23 protein-coding genes are annotated in these 20,885 nt (G+C 66.4%); 8 read left to right on the top strand and 15 right to left on the bottom strand.

Going from position 1 to position 20,885, the window contains the following annotated elements:
• Positions 1-8: 8 nt before the first annotated feature.
• From ABUE31_RS01950 to ABUE31_RS01940, 3 genes are all read right to left on the bottom strand, one after another.
• Positions 9-554 carry a GreA/GreB family elongation factor gene (locus tag ABUE31_RS01950; RefSeq protein WP_367721799.1) on the bottom strand — a complete coding sequence of 182 codons (546 nt, stop codon included), beginning with the start codon at positions 552-554 and terminating at the stop codon, positions 9-11.
• A 145-nt stretch (positions 555-699) separates the two neighbouring features.
• Positions 700-1,134 (bottom strand): nucleoside diphosphate kinase regulator, encoded by a 435-nt coding sequence (gene rnk / locus ABUE31_RS01945; RefSeq protein WP_367721798.1) that lies wholly within the window; start codon positions 1,132-1,134, stop codon positions 700-702.
• A 334-nt stretch (positions 1,135-1,468) separates the two neighbouring features.
• The gene (locus ABUE31_RS01940) at positions 1,469-2,305 is read right to left on the bottom strand and encodes a universal stress protein (protein ID WP_367721797.1); all 837 of its coding nucleotides are present in this window, start codon (positions 2,303-2,305) and stop codon (positions 1,469-1,471) included.
• A 317-nt stretch (positions 2,306-2,622) separates the two neighbouring features.
• Here ABUE31_RS01940 and ABUE31_RS01935 point away from each other — a divergent pair, with 317 nt between their 5' ends.
• From ABUE31_RS01935 to ABUE31_RS01915, 5 genes are all read left to right on the top strand, one after another.
• Positions 2,623-4,122: a PAS domain S-box protein gene (locus tag ABUE31_RS01935; RefSeq protein ID WP_367721796.1), complete on the top strand. Its 1,500-nt coding sequence runs from the start codon at positions 2,623-2,625 to the stop codon at positions 4,120-4,122.
• 18 nt (positions 4,123-4,140) lie between these two features.
• On the top strand, positions 4,141-4,755 hold the full coding sequence (fixJ, locus tag ABUE31_RS01930; RefSeq protein ID WP_367722502.1) for a response regulator FixJ: 615 nt from the start codon (positions 4,141-4,143) through the stop codon (positions 4,753-4,755).
• 93 nt (positions 4,756-4,848) lie between these two features.
• Positions 4,849-5,196 carry a hypothetical protein gene (locus ABUE31_RS01925; protein ID WP_367721794.1) on the top strand — a complete coding sequence of 116 codons (348 nt, stop codon included), beginning with the start codon at positions 4,849-4,851 and terminating at the stop codon, positions 5,194-5,196.
• 96 nt (positions 5,197-5,292) lie between these two features.
• Positions 5,293-5,922 carry a helix-turn-helix domain-containing protein gene (locus ABUE31_RS01920; protein WP_367721793.1) on the top strand — a complete coding sequence of 210 codons (630 nt, stop codon included), beginning with the start codon at positions 5,293-5,295 and terminating at the stop codon, positions 5,920-5,922.
• A gap of 100 nt (positions 5,923-6,022) precedes the next feature.
• Complete coding sequence (locus ABUE31_RS01915) at positions 6,023-6,469, top strand: pyridoxamine 5'-phosphate oxidase family protein (protein ID WP_367721791.1); 447 nt, start codon at positions 6,023-6,025, stop codon at positions 6,467-6,469.
• A 45-nt stretch (positions 6,470-6,514) separates the two neighbouring features.
• Here the strand turns inward: ABUE31_RS01915 and ABUE31_RS01910 are convergent, their stop codons facing one another.
• Positions 6,515-8,017, bottom strand: a complete 1,503-nt coding sequence (locus ABUE31_RS01910) for an ATP-binding cassette domain-containing protein (RefSeq protein WP_367721790.1) — start codon at positions 8,015-8,017, stop codon at positions 6,515-6,517.
• 131 nt (positions 8,018-8,148) lie between these two features.
• The gene (locus ABUE31_RS01905) at positions 8,149-9,777 is read right to left on the bottom strand and encodes an ATP-binding cassette domain-containing protein (protein ID WP_367721788.1); all 1,629 of its coding nucleotides are present in this window, start codon (positions 9,775-9,777) and stop codon (positions 8,149-8,151) included.
• A 104-nt stretch (positions 9,778-9,881) separates the two neighbouring features.
• Here ABUE31_RS01905 and ABUE31_RS01900 point away from each other — a divergent pair, with 104 nt between their 5' ends.
• Genes ABUE31_RS01900 through cydX form a run of 3 tightly spaced genes read left to right on the top strand, consistent with a single transcriptional unit; the run spans position 9,882 to position 12,765 of the window.
• Positions 9,882-11,447, top strand: coding sequence for a cytochrome ubiquinol oxidase subunit I (locus ABUE31_RS01900; RefSeq protein WP_367721787.1), 1,566 nt, complete (start codon positions 9,882-9,884; stop codon positions 11,445-11,447).
• Positions 11,448-11,469: 22 nt separating this feature from the next.
• Entirely contained in the window at positions 11,470-12,621 is a 1,152-nt protein-coding gene (cydB, locus tag ABUE31_RS01895) for a cytochrome d ubiquinol oxidase subunit II (protein WP_367721786.1), read from the top strand.
• 12 nt (positions 12,622-12,633) lie between these two features.
• On the top strand, positions 12,634-12,765 hold the full coding sequence (gene cydX / locus ABUE31_RS01890; protein ID WP_367721784.1) for a cytochrome bd-I oxidase subunit CydX: 132 nt from the start codon (positions 12,634-12,636) through the stop codon (positions 12,763-12,765).
• A gap of 48 nt (positions 12,766-12,813) precedes the next feature.
• Here cydX and derI read toward each other — a convergent pair whose 3' ends face one another.
• The 10 genes from derI to ABUE31_RS01840 all read right to left on the bottom strand — a co-directional run bounded on the left by derI (position 12,814) and on the right by ABUE31_RS01840 (position 20,884).
• Complete coding sequence (gene derI / locus ABUE31_RS01885) at positions 12,814-13,251, bottom strand: D-erythrulose-4-phosphate isomerase (protein WP_367721782.1); 438 nt, start codon at positions 13,249-13,251, stop codon at positions 12,814-12,816.
• Positions 13,252-13,285: 34 nt separating this feature from the next.
• A complete protein-coding gene (locus tag ABUE31_RS01880) occupies positions 13,286-14,044 on the bottom strand; it encodes a triose-phosphate isomerase (RefSeq protein WP_367721781.1) in 759 nt (252 codons plus the stop codon).
• 144 nt (positions 14,045-14,188) lie between these two features.
• Complete coding sequence (locus tag ABUE31_RS01875; protein ID WP_367721779.1) at positions 14,189-14,983, bottom strand: SDR family oxidoreductase; 795 nt, start codon at positions 14,981-14,983, stop codon at positions 14,189-14,191.
• Positions 14,984-14,985: 2 nt separating this feature from the next.
• Positions 14,986-15,873 carry a 3-hydroxy-5-phosphonooxypentane-2,4-dione thiolase gene (gene lsrF, locus ABUE31_RS01870; protein WP_367721778.1) on the bottom strand — a complete coding sequence of 296 codons (888 nt, stop codon included), beginning with the start codon at positions 15,871-15,873 and terminating at the stop codon, positions 14,986-14,988.
• Positions 15,874-15,907: 34 nt separating this feature from the next.
• Positions 15,908-16,540, bottom strand: a complete 633-nt coding sequence (gene dhaL / locus ABUE31_RS01865) for a dihydroxyacetone kinase subunit DhaL (protein WP_367721777.1) — start codon at positions 16,538-16,540, stop codon at positions 15,908-15,910.
• Between the two features lie 5 nt (positions 16,541-16,545).
• Positions 16,546-17,550: a dihydroxyacetone kinase subunit DhaK gene (locus ABUE31_RS01860; RefSeq protein ID WP_367721776.1), complete on the bottom strand. Its 1,005-nt coding sequence runs from the start codon at positions 17,548-17,550 to the stop codon at positions 16,546-16,548.
• Positions 17,543-17,740, bottom strand: coding sequence for a hypothetical protein (locus ABUE31_RS01855; RefSeq protein WP_367721774.1), 198 nt, complete (start codon positions 17,738-17,740; stop codon positions 17,543-17,545). Before ABUE31_RS01855 ends, ABUE31_RS01860 begins: the two co-directional genes overlap by 8 nt.
• Positions 17,740-18,849, bottom strand: coding sequence for an ABC transporter ATP-binding protein (locus ABUE31_RS01850; protein ID WP_367721772.1), 1,110 nt, complete (start codon positions 18,847-18,849; stop codon positions 17,740-17,742). The genes ABUE31_RS01855 and ABUE31_RS01850 overlap by 1 nt, the downstream gene beginning before the upstream one ends.
• The gene (locus ABUE31_RS01845; RefSeq protein WP_367721771.1) at positions 18,846-19,934 is read right to left on the bottom strand and encodes an ABC transporter ATP-binding protein; all 1,089 of its coding nucleotides are present in this window, start codon (positions 19,932-19,934) and stop codon (positions 18,846-18,848) included. The genes ABUE31_RS01850 and ABUE31_RS01845 overlap by 4 nt, the downstream gene beginning before the upstream one ends.
• Positions 19,934-20,884 carry a carbohydrate ABC transporter permease gene (locus ABUE31_RS01840; RefSeq protein WP_367721770.1) on the bottom strand — a complete coding sequence of 317 codons (951 nt, stop codon included), beginning with the start codon at positions 20,882-20,884 and terminating at the stop codon, positions 19,934-19,936. The genes ABUE31_RS01845 and ABUE31_RS01840 overlap by 1 nt, the downstream gene beginning before the upstream one ends.
• Position 20,885 lies beyond the last annotated feature (1 nt).

The raw sequence follows: 20,885 nt of genomic DNA, 5'->3' as shown, positions 1-20,885 counted from the left end.
GGCGCGGTTCACGCCGCGGACGGTCCGGGATCATCGCCTCCGCTCGTCCCGGCCGGCGCAATCGGCGGCTGGTCGTAGAAGGCTCCGCGGATCAGGCGCAGGGCCGGCTTGCGATGCGCCGCATCGGCCTGCGCGACCACTGATTCCCGCGCGCGCCGTGCCGACTCGGGCTGATACTGCACCTTCTCAAGGACGATCCGCTCTTCGCGGCCGTTCCGGTCGACCAGATGGAAATCCTCGCCTTCCGCCATGCCTAGGAGGGCCAGTCCGCGCGCGGTGGAGATCGGCTGGAACGTGCCGACAGACGAGGACATGGCATCGTGCGACAGGATGCGGGTGTCTGCTTCGCTGCCGTCGACCGTGAACGTGACGCGGCTGCTCAGCGTCGCGACGTTTTCGGGCACGTCGTCGCGAAAGACGACCAGTGCGGTTTCGAGCTTCTTCTTGAGGATCGGCGCGAGCGGGCTGCCTGCGTCGCAGCGGTCGCGCATCACCTCGAGAATGGTGAAGTCCTTGGTGGTCAGGATGCAGATTTCAGTCGGATTGGCCGTCATAGCAGTTCTCCATCGCTCCGCGGGGGAGCGGTTTGTTTGAAACGGAATGGAGAATCCCCTGGCCGCACGCCGCGGCGCAGGGGCTAGGATCCTGCGATGAGGCAACCTCCGAAAAGCGAAAGGCGGCAGGGCGTGATCGTCATCCTCATGCCGAGCGCAGTTCCGCATGCTCGGCCGCGGGCGCGGGTTCTACGCCTTCCACGGTGAGCCGGTGGGTCCGGCCGTCGCGGGCGGTCCAGTCGATGGACTGGCCGGCCGACAGGCCGATCAGGGCGGCGCCGATCGGCGTCAGGATCGAGATCTTGCCTTCCGCGATGTCAGCTTCGGCGGGGAAGACCAGCGTGACGTTCCGGTCCTCTCCAGCATCGGTGGTGAACCGCAGCCGGGAGCCCATCCGGACATATTCCGCGCCAATGCGCCGGTCGTCGACGACGCGAGCCCGATCCAACTCGGACAGGAGTTGGTCGGCCACGGCCGGATTGCGTTCGGCATGGGACTCGGCCAGCCGCGAAAGGCTCTCGTGGTCGGAGCGGGTCAAGGTGATTGGTGGCTTGCGGTGCTTCTTGGTTTCGGGAGCCAATTCGGCCTCCTCGTAATTCTGCCTTGCCGGCCCTTCGGCGCGTGCGGCATCGATGCAGTTCGGGATTGATGTCGCTTCAATTGCCGCCGTGCCCGCGGTGCGGACAAGTCAGCCTATGCCCCGCGACCGGGGCGCGACGCGACCAGGCCGGGGGTCAGTGTCCCGCGATGGGGCACACCCGTTCGATAAGACGTGTGACGCGTTCGTTCGACATGCGGGCAAGGTGGGGGGGCCGCGATGGAAAGTCAAGGGAGCCGGAGCCACCCCTCCGGGCGGCGCCGATCTCGAACTCAGAGATGATGGCGGCGCGAGGCGCCTTGCGGCGAGCCGCAGTTCAGTGCGACAGGAGCACGGGCAACAGCAGACTGTCGAGAACGCCCTGCGTTGCGCCGCCCAGCACGAAATCGCGCATGCGCGAATGGCCATAGCCGCCCATCACGAGCAGCTTGCAGCCCCGCTCGATCGCGGCCTCCTGCAGCGTCTCGGCGATCGGGCAGTCCTGGGCATTGATCGCAACCGCGCTGGCGTCCAGGCCCCGCCCCCGCAGCGCGGCGGCGAGGCGGTCGCCTACGTCCTTCTGTTCGAGCGGCTTCTCGTCATGAACCGTCAGCACCGAGACGCGCGTGCCGTCTCGAAGGAATATCCGGGCGTCGGCGACCGCGCGCGCGGCAACGCGGCTGCCGTCCCAGGCGATGGCGACGTGGTCAAGCGCAGCCAGGTCGGCCAGTTCAGGCAGCAGGACAGCAGGGCGCCCCGATCCGAAGATGACGGCCTCGGCCGTTTCGCGCGAAGTGGTATTGCCGGCTTCCCAGCCGATCAGGCTGAGGTCGTAGTAGCGCGCATGCTCCGCTGCCCTTTCGCCGAGCATCGTCGGCGCCGTGGCGAGTTCCTCCGTCGTCGCCTTGACGCCGGCGGCGGCGGCCTTTTCAGAGATCGCGGCGAGCAGGTGCTTTCCTCGCCCCCGGCTGGTCCCTTCTGCCTGCCGCACCATTTCGGGCAGGTCGAGCAACAACCTCGACATGGCGTTCGAAACGTTGGGAATGTCGACGTTGACGGCAAGCGCATGCAGGTCGCCTCCCAGCGAAGCGGCCAGCGAAACGGCACTTGCGGCGATCGCATCTGCGTTCGACTCGGGATAGGTGACCAGCGGAACGAAAAGCTGAAGAGTCATGACGGTATTCTCCTGAAGGGTCGGCGGCGGGCGCCGCTACGACATGCGCAGCAACGACGGACTTGCTGGTCAACCCTCGCCTTCGCAGATCCCTCGGCAGCGCGCATTGATATGTCTCAAACCGGCAGGGCCGTGCAAGGTGCGACACAATCATCGCGCGACAAACAGCAGTCGTATCGGCAGCCCCGTTCGGCTATTGATTGGCCCCTGCATTGCGTGTTGATACGTGGATCTTCGCGGGGTGCACCCGGTCGAGGCGGCGGTGCACGGCCTGCCGTCCGGACATGCCGGGGCGAACTGAGGGTTGGTGACCGTCGATGCCGGCATCGAAGGGAAATCGGGGCCGCTTGCTGCAAGTTGCGCGCTCGCGCCGTTTCGAAGGCTGGGCGGGCCACGCGACCGCGCTCGCCCTGGTGGTGGTCGCCGCGGCCGTCGGGCTCGCCTTGCGCGACGCCCTGTCGAACGGCGCCTTGCTTCTCTTCCTGCCGGTCATTCTTGGCGTTTCGATCGGCGGAGGGATCGGCCCAGGACTTGCGGCCGCTATGCTGTCGGTCTCCGCCGCGCTCTATGTCGCAGGTACAGTGGACATCGGCTGGGTCCACGCGGCGATGTTCGCGGTGATCGCGCTGGCGACAGCCTTGTTCGGCGCGCTTGTCCGCGCCACGCTGCGATCACGGGACACCTTGGAAGCAGCTCTGGCCTCCAGCGAGGCCCATCTGCGATCGATCCTCGACACGGTCCTCGACGCAACGGTGGTGATCGACCAGCACGGAAAGATCGTCTCGTTCAACGCCGCCGCCGTCCGACAATTCGGCTACGAAGAGGCTGAAGTGGCCGGCAGAAACGTGCACATCCTGATGCCCGAGCCATATCAGCGCGAGCACGATGGCTACATTCATCGCTATCTCGACACCGGCGAGAAGCGCATCATCGGCGTCGGGCGCGTGGTGGTGGGACGCCGGAAGGACGGATCGACCTTCCCGATGAAGCTCGCCGTGGGCGAGACGACGTCGGGCGGGAAGACGTTCTTCACGGGCTTCATCCGCGACCTGACGGAGCGCGAACAGTCCGAAGCGACGCTGCAGGAGATCCAGGGCGAACTCGCGCGCCTGGCGCGGCTGAGCGAACTCGGCGAAATGGCGTCGACCCTTGCGCACGAACTCAACCAGCCGCTCGCGGCGATCGCGAATTATGCGCAGGGTTGCGTCCGGCTGTTGCGGAACGTGGACGATGCGGTCGCCAATCGCATGAAGGAACCGCTCGAGGAGATGGCCAGGCAGTCGATTCGGGCCGGTGGCATCATCCACCACCTGCGCGAGTTCGTCACCCGGGGCGAGACCGAGAAGTCGCCGGTCGACGTCAGGCGGTTGATTGAGGAGGCCGGCGCGCTGGCCCTTGTCGGCTCGCGCGAGCAGGGCATGCGGTCGATCTTCGATTTTGCGCCGGGCGCGGCGACCGTCGTGGTGGACCAGATCCAGATCCAGCAGGTTCTGATCAATCTCATGCGAAACGCGATCGAGGCCATGCGTGAAAGCAGTCGGCGCGAGTTGGTCGTACGGACCTCCGCGCCGAGCGGCGGGATGGTGACCATCGAGGTGTCAGACACGGGCACGGGCATCCCCGAGGACATCGCCCCGCGCCTGTTCACGCCGTTCCTGACGACCAAGTCGAGCGGGATGGGTATTGGATTGTCGATCTCCCGGCGCATAGTGGAAGCGCATGGCGGCGAGATCTCGGTCCTTCGCAATGCGGACGGCGGCGCGACGTTCCGGTTCACGCTGCCCGCAATGGAAACAGGTTCCGCTCCGGCGGGTTGAACGGAAGGTGTCATGAAGATCGGGGAGTACACCGTCCACATCGTCGACGACGAGGAAACCGTCCGAAAGTCCCTCGCCTTCCTGCTTACCATGGCGGGGTTCACCGCGCGGGTGCATGAATCGGCGACGAGCTTCCTGGCCGTTGCGCCCGGGCTGCGCTGTTGCTGCCTCGTCACCGATCTCAGGATGCCCGACATGAACGGCGTGGACCTCCTGCGACAACTCGGTGCCAGCAATGCCATGATGCCGGCCATCGTGGTCACCGGCCATGCGGACGTGCCGATGGCGGTCGCCGCCATGAAGGCCGGCGCCGTCGACTTCATCGAAAAGCCCTTCGAGGACGAGGTGCTGTTCGACGCCATCAAGCGGGCAGCCGAGCGGATCGGCGGCCCGGAAAGCGATACGGACAACGCCGCGGTCGTCCAGTCGCGGCTGGAACTGCTGTCCGAGCGGGAGCGACAGGTGTTGTCGGCGGTCGTGGACGGCAAGCCCAACAAGAGCATCGCCTATGAGCTCGACATCAGTCCGCGCACGGTCGAGGTCCACCGCGCCAACGTCATGGCGAAGATGCAGGCGAAGAGCCTGCCGGAACTCGTGCGCATGACATTCGCCGTCAAGCGCTCCGAAGCTTGAGGCGTTTGATCTGGCGCAACGCGCGCCCTGCGGAAACATGCTCCTTGGATCGGCACGTGGTCCAGCTTGGACGGGCCGACAGGAGTTGCTTTCTTGGCCGCCGATCTGATCCTCTTGGTCGTTCCAGACACGGCGTTCCGGCGGTCGCTTGAGTTTGCGCTCGAAGCCGACGGGTTCGCCGTCGATTCTCATGCCGGAACCGAGCCGGCCTTCGCCTCGCCCAGCGCAGCTGCGGCCGCGTGCGCCATCGTCGATGACGCCGCCGTAACGGACTGGAGCCCTGCTTCGCTGCAGTTCCTGCGCTTCGGCAGGCCGGTTCTCATCCTCGCCGGCCCATTCCGCGAGGTGCCCGAACTGCGCCGGGTTTCGGTCGTCACCAAGCCGTTCCTCGGCGCGCCGCTGATCGATGCCGTACGGCAGGCGACATCCGGGGCTGCCTGACCCGCGACTAGGTATTTTCCCTTACGGACAAGAACCAATTTCGCCTCGCCCCCTGTTTCGGGAATGCTGCGCCATCGGGCAGACTTGGAGTCGGACATGGCCTTCATCGAAACATCGGCAGTCGCGATTGGCCCATACGGTTCGCGCGCCGCGCTTCGAAGCGCTCCGCTACCGGCGCTCTACCCCGCGGGGGCCGAAATCTATGGTCAGGGCGAGCGCTGCCGCGGCATCTACCAGGTCGAGTTCGGGGCGGTGCGCGTCTACCGGCTGCTTGCCGACGGCAGGCGCCAGATCACCGCCTTTCATCTGGCGGGAGAGATGTTCGGATTCGAGGCCGACACGGTACACCACTTCTTCGCGGAAGCGATCTGCGCCACCGGCGTGCGCCCGATAGCCGCCTCAAACGATAGTGACCAGTCCGGCCGGATCCTGCCGATGGCGCTGAAGAGCCTCGTCAGGGCGCAGGAACATCTGCTCGTCCTGGGTCGGCAGAACGCCGTCGAACGGATCGCCGCCTTCCTCGGCGACCTTGCCGATCGCCAAGGCGGGCTGAAGCTCATCGACCTGCCCATGTCGCGCACCGACATCAGCGACTATCTCGGCCTGACCATCGAGACCGTATCGCGGGTCTTTTCAAGGCTGAAGCGGCAGGGTGTGATAAGGCTTCCCAATCTTCGCAGCGTGGAGGTCGTGAACTGGCAGGCGCTGCAGGAGATGGCCGGCTAGCCCGGCAGGGCGCAGCGTCTCTTGCGAGAATGCTTCGCGGACTGCCGTCCGGATCGTCGAGCCGTCGCCGGAAGTCGAACGCAAACCGAGGCCAACCGTCATGGACATCCGAACTCTGAACGCGCAGGAATGCGCCGCGATCCTCAAGGAGAAGCGCCTCGGCCGCCTGGCATGCGCACGCGACGGACGTCCCTATGTCGTGCCCATCTACTTCGCCTACGCCAACCACCACCTCTATGCGTTTTCGCTGCCCGGCAAGAAGATCGACTGGATGCGCGCCAACCCGCTGGTCTGCGTCCTTGTTGAGGAACGGGGAACCGGCCGGGGGTGGAAGAGCGTCGTCGTGGACGGGCGCTACGAGGAGCTTCCCGACAGGATCGGACACAAGGTCGAGCGCGACCACGCGTGGTCGCTGCTGAGCCAACATTCCCAATGGTGGGAGCCGGGCGCACTCAAGCCGGTGCTGCCGCCGGTGTCGACGCATGCCGAACATGTCTTCTTCCGCATCGTGGTCGAGGAGATGTCCGGTCGCGAGGCGTTCGAATAGACGCAGGCAAGCCACATTGGGCAGGCCTGCGCGTCCTGGACATGGTCAGGACGCGGCGCCGAGCCGGACGACGTCCAGATCGCGACCGACCTTCGGCGCGGCGCGTTCGTGGCTCGAGAACATCAGCACCCGGTCGCCCAGCATCTGGATCAGCCGCCTCAGGATTCGCTGTGCCTGTTCCGGATCGAGGTGTTCCGTCGGCTCATCGAGCAGGATCACCGGCAACCGGCTGAGCAGGGCGCGCGCAAGGTTGAGGCGCTGCGCCTCGCCCAGCGAAAGCACGTCCTGTGTGATCCAGGCGTCGAGCCCGCCCGCCTCGGCGACGCGGCTATCGAGTTCGACGGCCTCGAGGGCCAGCTGGCATTGCGCGTCGGACGCATGCGGCGCGAACAGGTTTTCGCGAACCGTGTCGGCGAGAATCGCCGCGTCGTGCAGGCCGACATGGGCAATCCGTCGCCGCGCTGCCGGGTCCAGCGCCGCGCCGTCGGCGAGGATCCGGCCTTGCCCGTCAGCCTCCAGCCAGCCGGCCACCTGCTTCAACAGCGACGTCTTGCCCGACCCGCTCGGGCCTGCCAGCAGGACGGGCCGACCCGCACGCACCACGAGATCGACGGCGCCGCCGATAAACCGCCCGTCAGGCGCGCAGAGCGGAATCCGGGAAAGCTCCAGTTCACCCACGCTTTTCATCAAGTCGCGCACCGTCTCGGAGGCGCGTTCGACACCGACCGTCCAGCCTTCGATGCCGGTCCTGGCCGCGTTTTCCCGAACACGGGCCACAAGGATGCGAGACAGTCCCAGCGCCGATTCACCCAAGGCGAGCCATGCAAAGGCGAGAAACGCGGCCGGCAGCAGCGCTTCGCCTCGGCTGCCAGAGTACCACGCTGTTGCGAACACCCCGAGCGCGGCCACCGGTCCGAACAGGCCGGCCGTGCAGTCGAGCAAAGCCTGCTCGCGTCGCGCGCGCAGGCGCGCATCATCGGCGGCCGCCAGTCGCGCAAATGCCTCGTCGAGCATGCTTGTCCATGCCTGCTCGGCCCGCAGCGGCACGATCGCGGCGAACGTGACGCCAAGGCGCCTGGCCGCCGCCCGCCGCATCGACCGCACAAGCCCCCAGTCCGCGGCCGCGCGCGGGAAGAGCCGCCACGCAACGATCACGTTCACCGCGCCGATCGCCGCGACCGGCGCCAGCGCGAGAGGCGCGAGCACGAGCGTGACGAGGGCGAGGAGGCCGAAGCCGGCCGACAGCGTCTTGAGGGGCAGCCCAACCCTCAGCCGGGCATAGTCGACGTCCTCGACATCGTCCATGAAATCGGACAGGCGGTCCTGGTCGCCGAGCTGCCAGCCGGCGCTGCGCACCGCCGGTGCCATCGCGACCGCAGAAAACAACGCCGCCCGGCGCGCCACCTGGTCGAGCAGGGCAGCCTTGTGGCCGACGATGCGCTCGCCGTACTTGGCAGCCGTGCGCGCCAGCGCGAACATGCGGATGAACGCAGCAGGCATGTGGAAGTTGAAGGTCAGGGCGGCCGGTCCTGCTCCGGCCAGCGCCACCGCACCGAGGAACCATACCGAAACGCCGGTCAGCAGGACGCCCGCAACCAGCGCTGTCAGGGCGAGGATCAGCGCCAGCGCCCAGGTAAGTTCCGTCCGCGACGCGGTTCGACCACCTATCGACGGGGCGGTCAGGGGATGACTGCCCACGATGCGGCCTCCATCGCGGCAATGCGTGGTTCATCGAGGTCGAGCACCATATCCGCTCGATCGGCCAGGTTCCGATCATGGGTGGCAACCACGACCAGCTGGTCGCGCGCGCAGTCCAACAGTGCCTGGCGCACGCGTGCGGCATTCTCGGTATCGAGCTTGGCGGTCGGCTCGTCGGCGAAGACGGGCCGCTTCGACAGCAGCGCCCGTGCGATGCCGATGCGAAGGCGCTGGCCGCCGGACAGGTTCTCCCCACCCGACGCGATACGGGCTTCCAGTCCCCCCGGCAAAAGTCCGTCGGCGAGCAGTCCGACCCGATCGGCCGCCAGCTGGATCCTGGTCGGACAGGCCGGAGCGCGGTTCCACGAAATCGCGTCCGCAAGCGTCCCTGACAACACCGGGACATCAGTCCCGATCCAGGCGACGCCACCCCTTGCGTGTTCCGAAACCGGGACATCCGATGGTTCGATCCCGGCAAGCCGTCGCAGCAGCGTCGACTTGCCCGCACCGCTCGCCCCGACGACCGCGACCAGTCCCTTTTTCGGAAGGCGGAAGTCGGCGCGCCGCAACGGTTCCAGGCCAGCCAGGACAGGCTCGGGACCGGGCGCGCCAGGTCCGATCAGCCGGTCGAGCGCGACCGCCGCGGCATCCCCCTCCGCCTTCGCGTGGTACTGCTCGGCATAGCGCCTGAACGGCGCGAAGAACTCGGGCGCAAGCATCAGGATGAACAGGCTCTGCCAAAGCAGCAGGTCCGAGAATCCCGGAATGTGTACCAGCTTGAGGTGACCGAGCCCGAGGAACACGGCCAGAAGGGCGATGGAAAGCGATGAGAAGAAGTCGATGATGCTGGCGTTGAGGAAGGCCACCTTGAGGACGCCCATCGTGCTGCTGGCGTAGGCGCTCATCCGCTCCTCGAGCTTGCCCCGCTCGCGGTCGAGGCCGTGGCTGGCGAGGATGGTCGGCAGCGTGCGTACGCGGTCCTCAAACTGCGCGGCAAGCTGTCCGAAAGCCATTTCCTGCGCTGTTGCCCGCCCATGGATGGTGCCGCCGACGAACACGAAGAAGACGACCATGATCGGACTGGCGACCAGCAGCACCAGCGCCGCCTGCCACGAGATGGCAAAAACCGCGACGGCGGCCAGGGCCGGACCGAGGCCCAGCATGGTCGCCGCGGCGCGATGGCCGACGACGAGCGCGGCGAGCGCTTCGGGATGCCGCTGGACGCCGGCGATCATCGCGCCGGCCGGGCGCGACTGGATGTCGCGCACGGAAAGCGCGTCGAGATTGCCGCGAACATCGCCGAGGATGCCTGCGGCGACTTCGGCTTCCGCCGTCGCCTGCCGGCTGTCGGCCAGCAAACCGGCAACCGACGAAAGCAGCAGCGTTGCGACGGTTGCGGCAAGGGCGACCGGAGGAACGGTCCCGAGTTCGATCATGCTGCCCGCCAGTATCGCCAGCGCGCCGGCGAAACCAAGCTTCAGCAGGGTGCGCACGGTCTGCATCGCCAGCACATCGCGCAGCCCCGGCCTCGCCGCCCGTCGCGCCAGATCAAGCGCGTCCGACCGTCCCTTCGAGGCGGGGCCGCCGGGTGGTTGCGACATTTGGTTCATGGCCGACCTTTTGTCACGGCGCCCCGACTCGTGTTTTGATTTGCATCAAGGAGCACCTGCGTCTCTCCGGATAGATCGCACAAGCGCCTGAAAGGAAACCCTCCATGATCGATCCGTTGCTCGTCGAGTTGTCGCGGCTGCAATTTGCGCTGACCGCGATGTATCACTTCCTGTTCGTGCCGCTGACGCTCGGGCTGTCCATCATGATCGCCATGATGGAGACGGTGTATGTCATGACGAAGCGCACCATCTGGCGCGACATGACCAAGTTCTGGGGCGTCCTCTTCGGCATCAATTTCGCCCTCGGCGTGGCCACCGGCATCACGATGGAGTTCCAGTTCGGCATGAACTGGGCGTACTACTCCCACTATGTCGGCGACGTGTTCGGCGCACCGCTCGCCATCGAGGGCCTGATGGCGTTCTTCCTCGAGGCGACCTTCGTCGGACTGTTCTTCTTCGGCTGGGACCGCCTTTCCGCCCGCGCCCACCTTGCCGTCACCTGGCTGACCGCGCTCGGCACCAACTTCTCTGCGCTGTGGATTCTGATCGCCAACGCGTGGATGCAGAATCCCGTCGGCTCCGCCTTCAACCCGGACACGATGCGCATGGAGGTCACCGACTTCGCGGCCGTGCTCCTCAACCCGGTCGCGCAAGCGAAGTTCGTGCATACGGTCTCGGCCGGCTATGTCTGCGGCGCGGCCTTCGTTCTCGGCGTGTCGGCCTGGTACATGCTGCGGGGCCGCCACGTCGAACTCGCCAAGCGCTCTTTCGTCATCGCCTCGGCCTTCGGCGTGGCCTCGGCGGCGTCCGTGATCGTCCTCGGCGACGAGAGCGGCTACGAAGTCACCGACAACCAGAAGATGAAGCTCGCCGTCATGGAGGCCATGTGGGAGACCGAGCCTGCGCCCGCGTCCTTCACGCTGATCGGCGTCCCCGACATGGCCGACAAGACGACCCATTTTGCCATCCATGTGCCATGGGCGCTGGGCCTGATCGCGACGCGCTCAATCGACAAGGAGATTCCGGGCATCGCTGAACTGGTCGAACGGGCCGAACAGCGCATCCGCAACGGCATCCCGGCCTATGACGCGCTCGAAACCCTGAAGACGGATCGCGGCAACGCCGAAGCGCGCGCGCGGTTCGACGCGACAAGCGCCGACCTCGGCTACGCGCTGCTGCTCAAGCGCTACGTCGAGGATCCGCGCCAGGCCACCGAGGAACAGATCAAGCAGGCGTCGTGGGACACCGTCCCGATGGTGCCGGCGATGTTCTTCACGTTCCGCATCATGGTCTTCTGCGGCTTCGCCCTGCTCGGCGTGTTCCTGGTGTCGCTCTGGTACACGATGCGCGAGGCCGAAGCGCCGCGCTGGTTGTTCCGCCTGGCGCTGGTCGCCATGCCGCTGCCCTGGATCGCCGCCGAAGTCGGCTGGTTCGTGGCCGAGTTCGGCCGCCAGCCGTGGATCATCGAAGGCGTGCTGCCGACATTCCTGGCAACGTCGGCGCTCGGCATCAGCGACCTGATCATCACCATCACCGGCTTTACGCTGGTCTACGGCGTGCTGGCCGTGATCGAGGTCAGGCTGATGCTGCAGGCGATCTCGCACGGCCCCGCATACACCGATGACCACGTGCCGGCGGCAGGCGGCCACAGGCTCGCGCCAGCCGAATAGACCAGACAAAGGACACGCGACAATGATCGACTTCCTCTTCGACTATGCGACGCTGCGGGTCATCTGGTGGGTGCTACTCGGCGTGCTGCTCATCGCATTCGCGGTCACCGACGGCTTCGACATGGGCGTCGGCGCGCTACTGCCGTTCGTCGCCAAGACCGACATCGAGCGTCGCGTCGCCATCAACACCGTCGGCCCCGTCTGGGAAGGCAACCAGGTCTGGTTCATCCTCGGCGGCGGCGCGATCTTCGCGGCATGGCCGGCGCTCTACGCCGTCAGCTTCTCCGGCTTCTACCTGGCCATGTTCCTGGTGCTGTTCGCCCTGATCCTCAGGCCGGTCGCCTTCAAGTACCGGTCCAAGCGCGACAGCGCCCGCTGGCGCGAGAACTGGGACTGGGCGCTGTTCATCGGCGGCGCTGTTCCGGCCCTGATCTTCGGCGTGGCGGTCGGCAATACGCTGCAGGGCGTGCCCTTCCACTTCACCGACGACCTGCGGCCGATCTACGAGGGGAACCTGTTCGGCCTGCTCAACCCGGCTGCCATCTTCTGCGGGCTTGTCTCCGTGGCGATGCTGGTGATGCACGGTGCGGCCTGGCTGGCCTTCAAGGCCGACGGCGTCGTCGCGGATCGCGCGGCCGCGATCGGACCGAAGGCGGCGCTCGCCTCGGCCTGCCTTTTCGCGATCGGCGGGCTGCTCGTCTACGCCGGCTTCCTGGGCGGCTACGACGTCACTAGCCCCATTGTCTGGGACGGCCCTTCCAACCCGCTGCACAAGGTCGTGGTGGAACAGGGCGACGCGTGGCTCGGCAACTTCCGCGACGAGCCCTGGCTCTGGCTGGTACCGCTACTGGGCGTGGTCTGCCCGCTGCTGGCGGCTATTGGGTTCAAGGCGCGCAAGGCGGGCCTGACCTTCCTCGCCTCCAAGCTTGCGATCGTCTGCATCATCGCAACGGTCGGCGTCGCGATGTTCCCGATCATCCTGCCTTCGAGCACCAATCCGAGCCATTCGCTTGCGGTGTTCGACGCCTCGTCGAGCCGTCTGACGCTGCGCAACATGCTGTTTGCGACCGTGATCTTCCTGCCGCTCATCCTGGCCTACACGGCGTGGGTCTACCACGTGCTGTGGGGCAAGGTGAGTGAAAAGGACGTGCGCGACGCCGGTCACGCCTACTGAGGATTATCAGCGATGTGGTATTTTTCCTGGATACTTGGACTTGGCCTTGCCGCGACCGTCGGCATCCTCAATGCGCTCTGGTACGAGCTGCGCACGGTGCGCGAGCACCCGCAGGGAGACGCTCCGACCCTGCCGACGCCCTGAAGCCAGCGCGGGGCCCGCATAGGCCGGGCCCCGGGCGCTGCGGCGGCCCTACTTTCCGGCGTCGAGCCGGTCGATCGCCTTGACGTTTTCGGCGGACGGGCCGGCGGGATCGAACTCCGACGCCAGCCAGGAATCGACGATCGACTTTGCCAGCTCGGGACCGATCACCCGCGCGCCCATGGTGATCACCTGGGCGTTGTTGGATTTCGCCGCCCGTTCGGCCGAGTAGGTGTCGTGCGTGAGCGCCGCGCGGATGCCGGCCACCTTGTTGGCGGAAATGCAGACGCCGATTCCCGTGCCGCAGATCAGGATGCCGCGCTCATGCTTGCCCTCGAGGATTTCGGCGCAGGCCTTCGCCGCCAGGTCGGCATAGAAGCCTGACTGGCTGAGATCGCTGACCTGATGCTCCGGCTTGGTCGCTAGATGCGCGGCAACGACATCCAGCAGGGGCTTGCCTGCGCTGTCCGCTCCAATGACTATCTTCATCGTGGTCTCCTTGTCGCTTGCGCGGCATGCGGGGCTATTGGCCGATAGCCGCCGCGGCCGTCTCCAGAATCTGCCTGAATTGTTCGGGCTCCCAGGCGGCGCGGCCGACGAACAGCCCGTCAATGTTGGGGCTGCGGATCAGCTCCGCCGCATTCTGCCGGTTCACGCTGCCGCCGTGGAGCACTGCGGGGGCTAGCGGCAGGCGCGAGGCGGCAACCGACTTGACCAGCGCGTGCCGAACGTCCGCATAGTCGGCGCTCGCCGGCGTTCCGCCCTCGCCGATCGCCCATACCGGCTCATAGGCGAACAGAACCTCGACAGGTCCGTCGAGGAACTCCAGGGCGCCGAGAACCTGGTCTGCCAGCACGCTGTCGGCCTGCCCGCTATCGCGCTCTTCGCGCGTCTCGCCTACGCAGATCAGCGGCGTCAGTCCGTGCCGCACGGCGGCGGCCGTCTTCAAGCCGACCGTCCGGTTGGTCTCGCCGAAATGCCGGCGGCGCTCGCTGTGGCCGAGCTCGACCAGGTCGAGCCCGCAATCCGCCAGCATGAGGGGCGAGATCTCGCCGGTCCATGCGCCCGCGTCTTCCCAATGCATGTTCTGGGCGCCGACCTTCACGCGGGTTTCGGCAAGCGCGCGCTTGACCTCGCGGACCGCCGTGAACGACGGAATGACGAACGGCTGGATGCGCGCATCGAGGTCCGGCATCGCGGCGGCGAGCACGTCGGCGAACGCCAGCCCCTCGGCCAGCGTCTTGTTCATCTTCCAGCTCGTGCCGACCCAAAAGCGGTCCATGCCATTCCCCCTGGCTCGCGCTTGAGCCTGCGGACAACCTTTTTCGACAATCGTCAAGCCGTGGCCAGCGCCGGGTGCGTGAAATGTCGACGGGCAAAACACCGCCGACCCCGTATGGGATGCGCCACGAGGGCACCCGGCCCGCTAGCGCAGCGACGTCGCGATGACCCCGCCATCGACGGTCAGCACCGCCGCGTTGACCTTGTCCATCTGGGCCAGGTGCAGAAACGCATCGGCGATGTCGCTGGCAGTCACCTCCACGCCGAGCAGGTTGCCGGCCATGTATTCGTGCGGCGTCATTCCGCGCGCATTGGCGCGTTCGACGATCATCTGGCCGGTCATCAGGCCGGTGCGGATGCGCCCGGCGTTGATGCCATTGGCGCGGATGCCTTCGCGCCCGTGGTCGAGCGCGTATTGCTTCATCAGCGCCAGCGTCGCCGCCTTGGGAATGCCGTAGGGTCCGAAATCCTTGCCCGGATTGACCGACTGGTTGGAGATGTTGAACAGGATCGAGCCGCCGCGGCCCTGGCGGCGGAAGATCCGGACCGCCGCCTGGCAGGCATTCTGGTGGCCGAAAAAGTTCAGCTCGAAACTCCGCCTCAGGTCTTCCATGGGCAGGTCGCCGATGGCGCCCTGTTGGGCCGAACCGGCGTTGGAGACGAGGATGTCGAGGCCGCCCATGTCGGCGGCCACGGCCTCGAAGACCGTCGTGACCGACGCGGCGTCGGTCACGTCGCAGCAATAGGGGCGGCAACCCTGCTCGGCCGCGGTCTCGGCCAGCGCCGGCTCGTTGATGTCGAGGATGGCGACGGCCGCGCCCGCCCGCGAGAAGACGCGCGCGACCTCGCGGCCGATGCCGCTGGCGGCGCCCGTCACAATGACCACCTTGCCGAGCAACCCGCCTGGCCTCTGTTCCGGAAGTTCCTCGCCACTGGTCATCATCACGCAGCCTTGGCCTGCTCCAGGTCGCGGAACATGGCGTAGGCCTGGTCCGCCCTCTCCCCGTGGTGGACGATGGCCCCAAGCGCCTTGAGCATCGCGACGGGGTTCGACGACTGGAACACGTTGCGCCCCATGTCGACGCCGGCGGCGCCCTGGTCTATCGCCAGCCACGCCATCTGCAACGCCTCGCGCTCCGGCAGCTTCTTGCCGCCTGCGATGACGATCGGCACGGGACAGCCCAGCACGATGCGCTCGAAACCTTCATCGACATAGTATGACTTCACGAACTGCGCGCCGAGTTCGGCCGCGATGCGTGTGGCCAGGCCGAAATAGCGGGCGTCGCGCACCATGTCCTTGCCGACACCGGTCACCGCCATGGTCGGGATGCCGAAACGCGTCCCCGTGTCGATCAGCTTGACGACGTTGGCGATCGACTTGTGCTCGTATTCGGCGCCGATATAGACCTGCGCCGCCATGGCGACGGCGCCGAGCCGGATCGCATCGTCGATATCGACCGCCACCAGTTCGTTCGACAGTTCGGTCAGAATCGAGTTGCCGCCGCTGCAGCGCAGAACCACAGGCTTGTTGACTTCCGGCTGGATGGTGGCGCGCAGGCCGCCGCGCGTGCACATCAGCACGTCGGCATGCTCGGCGAGCGGGGCGATCGACAGATCCATGCGCTCCAGGCCGGTCGTCGGTCCCTGGAAGTAGCCGTGGTCGAAGGCGAGCATCACGGTTCGGCCGCTCGCGGGGTTGAATACGCGGGCAAGCCTCGCCTTCATTCCCCAGTCATGATGCGCCGCGCCCTTCAGGTAGAAGCGGCTGGTATCGGCCGGGCGGTCCTGGCCCCAGTCCTTGCCGTCCTTGATATCGTCGAGGTCTGCCATGTCGAGAACCCTTTCGTCGTCTGGTCGCGAGCCGTCAGGCCTTCGCGGTGAAATCCTGCATCGCCTTGAGGATGAGCGAGACCGAGATCGCGCCCGGGTCCGGATGGCCGAGGCTGCGCTCGCCGAGCGACCGCGCCTTGCCGGTCGTGGCGATCATCGCCTTGGTCGCCTCGACGCCGTCGAGGGACGCCGAGGCAGCAGCGGCGACCGTCGCCGCCAGGCCGGCGCCACGGTTGGCGGTGGCGGCGCGCGCGGCCGGCGCAATCGCGTCGATCATCGTCTTCTGGCCTTCTGTCACGCCGCCGCGCTTGAGCACCGCTTCGAGGCCGGTGTCGAGAAAGGCCGCGAAGCCCTCGCCGTCGAGTGCGTGCCGTCCGGCGAGCGGCTTGGATCCCGCGCGAAACAGCGTGCCGAAGATGGCGCCGGCCGCACCGCCCGTCTTCGACATGATCGCGGTGCCGACGGCCTTGAACGCAGCCTCGATCGATTCCGGCGCGGCCTCCAGGCCCTCCAGCGCCCCTTCGAAGCCGCGCCGCATGCCGATGCCGTGGTCACCGTCACCGATCGCGAGGTCGGCGTCGGTCAGGACGTCGGTCTGGTCGATGACCGCCTGCGACACGGCCTTCAGCATGGCGATCGTGGATTGGAGGTCGAGCGTGTCAGCCATCGGGTTCACATCCTGGAGTAGCCGAAGGACTCGGCAGGCATGTCGAGATAGCGCTTCAGTTCGTCGTCGAGCCTCAGCAGCGTCACGGAGAACCCGGCCATCTCCTGGACGGTCAGCCAGGTGCCGACATCGGTGCGGTGAACCTTGATCCCTTCGCGATCCAGGATCTGGCGGATGCGGCGGTTGACGATCAGCATCTCCATCATCGTCGTCGCTCCGAGATTGTTGATCAGGAGCGCAACCTCGTCTCCGGCCTTGAACGGTAGGTCGGAGAGGATCTTTTCCATGAGTTCGTCGGCGATCGCGTCGGCGGACTTCATCTTCTGGCGCGAAACGCCGGCCTCGCCATGCGCGCCCATGCCGATCTCGATCTCGTCATCGGCCAGTTCGAAGGTGAGCTTGCCCGTTTCGGGGATCGACCCGGCCGCAACCGCAACGCCGATCGACCGAACGTTGGCGACCGCCTTGCGGGCCACTCTCTCGACCTCGTCGAGGCTGTCGAGTTCGGCTGCCGCACCGCCGGCGATCTTGATCATGTAGATGTCGCCGGCAATCCCGCGCCGGTCATGCGTACGCTCCGGCGGCGCGGCTGCGACGTCGTCCGTGACGCGAACCGTCCGCACGTCGATGCCGTCGTCGTCGAGCATCTCGGAGGCGATGTCGAAGTTCATGTTGTCGCCGGCATAGTTGCCGTAGAGGAACAGGATTCCCTTGCCGCGATGAACCGCCTTGGCGGCTTCGTAGATGATATCAGGCGCCGGCGCCGCAAAGACCTGCCCGCAGGCCGCGCCGTCGCCCATGTTCTTGCCGACGAAGCCGTGAAACAGCGGTTCGTGGCCGCTGCCGCCGCCGATCAGCAGCGCGACTTTTCCATCGGGAATGTCGCTGCGGATCAGCGCAGGCTGCCCCTCGAGCTTGTAGACGCGGCCGTCATTGGCCAGCACCAGGCCGTCGATCATCTCGGAAACGACCTTCTTCGGGTCGTTCAGCACTTTCTTGGGGTTAGGCATTGTTGTCCTCCTCAATCCTTCCGTCCGGCACATGATCGAGGATCATGAACAGCGCAACGCCTGCAAGCAGGATCGGGAACCCGATCACGAAGAGCGCGTGCGTGAACGGCTGGCACAACAGCGCAAATCCGCCGAGGATCAGCGCCGAAGCGACCCGATAAAGCCATTTCTTGCTGAACAGCGAAGCCATCAGTTTGCGCCCTCCCCGTCCTGCGAGATCCGCCGGCCGCTGGCCGGGTCGAACAGGAACCCCGCGCCGGCCGGAATACGGAACGAGCATGCATCGCCCTGGGCGAAGGGCATGGACAGCGGCACCACCTTGCGGAACGAACCGGCGGTCGTCTCGACCTGGATCGCCCGTTCGAAGCCGCGATTGTCGACAGCGTAGATCTTCCCCTTGCTGGCCCCAGCCACATCAGGCTCTCCGACTTCGATGTCCTCGGGCCAGACACCCAGGACCACCTGCCCGCCGCTCGACGCCACCGACCCGAATTCGCTGACCGGCAGGCGCTGAGCTGCGCCCTTCACCACGACATGTCCGTCTTCGAGCCTCGCCTCGAAAAAGGCCATGGACGGGCTGCCGATGAGCTTTCCGACAAGCATGTTGGCGGGCCGGCTGTAGATGTCCTCGATCGAGCCGGACTGCTGGATGACGCCGCCGTCGATGATGCCGATGCGATCGGCGATGGCGATCGCGCCATGGTAATCGTGCGTGGCGTAGAGCATGGTCGACCGGTACTGCCGGTGGATCTGCCGGAGTTCGGCCCTGAGACCCTCGCGCAGTTTCAGGTCGAGCGCCGACAGCGGCTCGTCGAGCAGAAACATCACGGGGCGACGCACCAGCGCCCGGGCTATGGCCACGCGCTGCCGCTCGCCGCCGGACAGCGTACCGACGTCGCGATCGAGAAGATGCGATATGCGCAGCAGTTCCGCCGTGCGCCCCACACGCCTTCCGATCTCGTCCTCCTCCTCGCGAAATTCCGGCGAACGCAGGGCAAACGCGATGTTGTCCTTCACGTCCAGCACCGGCAGCAGGTTGAACCCCTCGAACACGATGGCGACGTCACGACTGGCCGGATCGGCGTCAGTGACGTCGCGGCCACCCAGTCTCACGCGGCCTGCGTCGAGGTCGATCAGCCCGGCGCCGGCCAGGAGCGTCGAACTCTTGCCTGCGCCGGTCGGGCCGAGAAGAGCGAAGATCTCATTGTCGTTGACGGTCAGGTCGAGCCCGCGCAGCGCCGACTTTCCGCGATAGGCCTTCTTCAATCCGTCGAGTTGAAGCATCGGGGTGGCGGTCATGCCGCGTCCTCCGCATTGACCCGCCGCCCGGTCGCGGCGTCGAAGAACAGCAGTCCATCGGGATCGAAATGCACGCGGCCTTCCGATCCGGCGCGCGACCGGCGCTTGTCCACGCCCTGATGGATGGCTTCGCCGATGCGGAACGAGAAGAACCGTTCGCGCCCCACGGAAAAGACGTCGTCCACAGGGAGCGTCACGCCGACATCGGGTTCCTCGGTCAGATGCACGTTGATCGGCCGCACGCCGAGCTTCAGCGGCCGTTTGGCCGAGAGCGCCCATTGGGGGACGCGGTCGCGCTCCGCCGTCAGTGTCACGTCGCTGCCGCCGAGCCTCAGACCGCCCGCCACCGGCTCGAGATCGATCAGGTTCATCGACGGCGAACCGATGAACTGGCCGGCGAACACGTCGACGGGATCGAAGAACATGCGGTCGGGCTCCGAGACCTGGACGATGCGGCTGTTGTTCATCAGCACGATGCGGTCGGCGAGCGACATCGCCTCGCGCTGGTCGTGCGTGACGTAGATCGTGGTCACGCCGAGCTGCCGCTGCAGATGGCCGAGTTCCCAGCGCATCTCCTCGCGGAACTGCTCGTCGATCGCCGACAGCGGCTCGTCGAGCAGCAGCACCGCCGGATCGCGGATCACCGCGCGGGCCAGCGCCACCTTCTGGCGCGCGCCGGGCGGCAGCGCGCTCGGGTAGCGACCGAGTTCGTCGCCGAGCTTGAAGACGTCGGTGACCCATTCAAGCTTGCGCGCGATTTCCGGCCTGGCGACGCCCCGCGCTTTCAGCGGGAACACGATGTTCTCCTTGATGCTGAGATGCGGGTAGAGCGAGACGAACTGGAACACCATGGCGATGTTGCGCGCGCTGGCCGAGAGGTCGTTGACCGCGACGCCGTCGAACATCACCTCGCCCGAGGTCGCCTGGACGAGGCCGGCAATGCACCGCAGCGTCGTCGTCTTGCCGCAGCCGGAGGGTCCGAGATAGACGACGAACTCGCCGTCCTTCACGGTCAGGCTGACATCGTCCACCGCCTTGAAGGCGCCGAACTCGATGGTCAGGTTCTTGAGCTTGATCTCGGCCATCAGTACTTCTCACCCATCTTCGTCAGGTGCCTGACCAGGATCATCGAGAGACCGATGATGATGACCAGGAGGATGACGGCGAGCGCCGACGCCTCGCCCGTGTAGAAATAGCTGAACGCCGTCTTGGCCACCGCGTAGGACACCGTCTCGGTGCTGGAACCGGGTCCGCCGCCGGTCAGCGCGACAAACAGGTCGTACTGCTTGAAGCTGTCGATGAGCCGCAGGATCAGCGCGATGAACAGGACCGGCGCCGACATCGGCAGGGTGATGCGGAAGAAGCGGTAGGCAGGACTTGCGCCGTCGACTTCCGCCGCCTCGTAGATCGTCTCGGGAATGCCGCGGAAAGCGGCGGTCGCCAGCAGGACGATGAAGGGGGTCCACATCCAGGTGTCGGCCGCCGCCGCTGCCCACAGCGCCGCGTTGGTTTGGCCGAGCCAGTCGACCTTCGGCAGCCCGATGGAGGACAACAGGAAATTGACGATGCCCCACTCCGAATTCAGCATGTAGCGCCAGAGGAAGCCGACGACGACGGGCGACAGCATCATCGGCATCATCAGGATGGTGAAGATGACGTCGCGCCCGCGAAAATTCTTCTGCAGCTGGTAGCCGACGAAGATGCCGATGAGCATCTGCAGCGCCACGCAGATGAACACGAACTTTCCGGTGAAGACGAAACGCCCCCAAAGCTCCGGGTCGGACAGCAGGAAGCTGTAGTTGCCCAGGCCGACCGGCTTCATCGTCGTCTGGCGCAGCGCCGAGAAGTTGAAGAACGAGTAGTAGACCAGCGAGAAGATCGGATAGGCGACCATGAAAAGCAGGATCGCGAGCGTCGGCGACAGGAAGCCGAAGATCATCAGGCGGCCGGACGAGCGCTTGCGCAGTTCGGCCTGCCGGACGGCATGGGCCTGGGCCTTGTTGTCGGGTGTCATGGGAGTGTCCGTGCCGGTCATG

The organism is Mesorhizobium marinum, from assembly GCF_040813675.1.
In the GTDB taxonomy this organism is placed as follows: Bacteria; Pseudomonadota; Alphaproteobacteria; order Rhizobiales; family Rhizobiaceae; genus Mesorhizobium_K; species Mesorhizobium_K marinum.
Note: the sequence above shows the minus strand (reverse complement) of the source record. Positions and strands in the feature narration are given on the sequence as shown.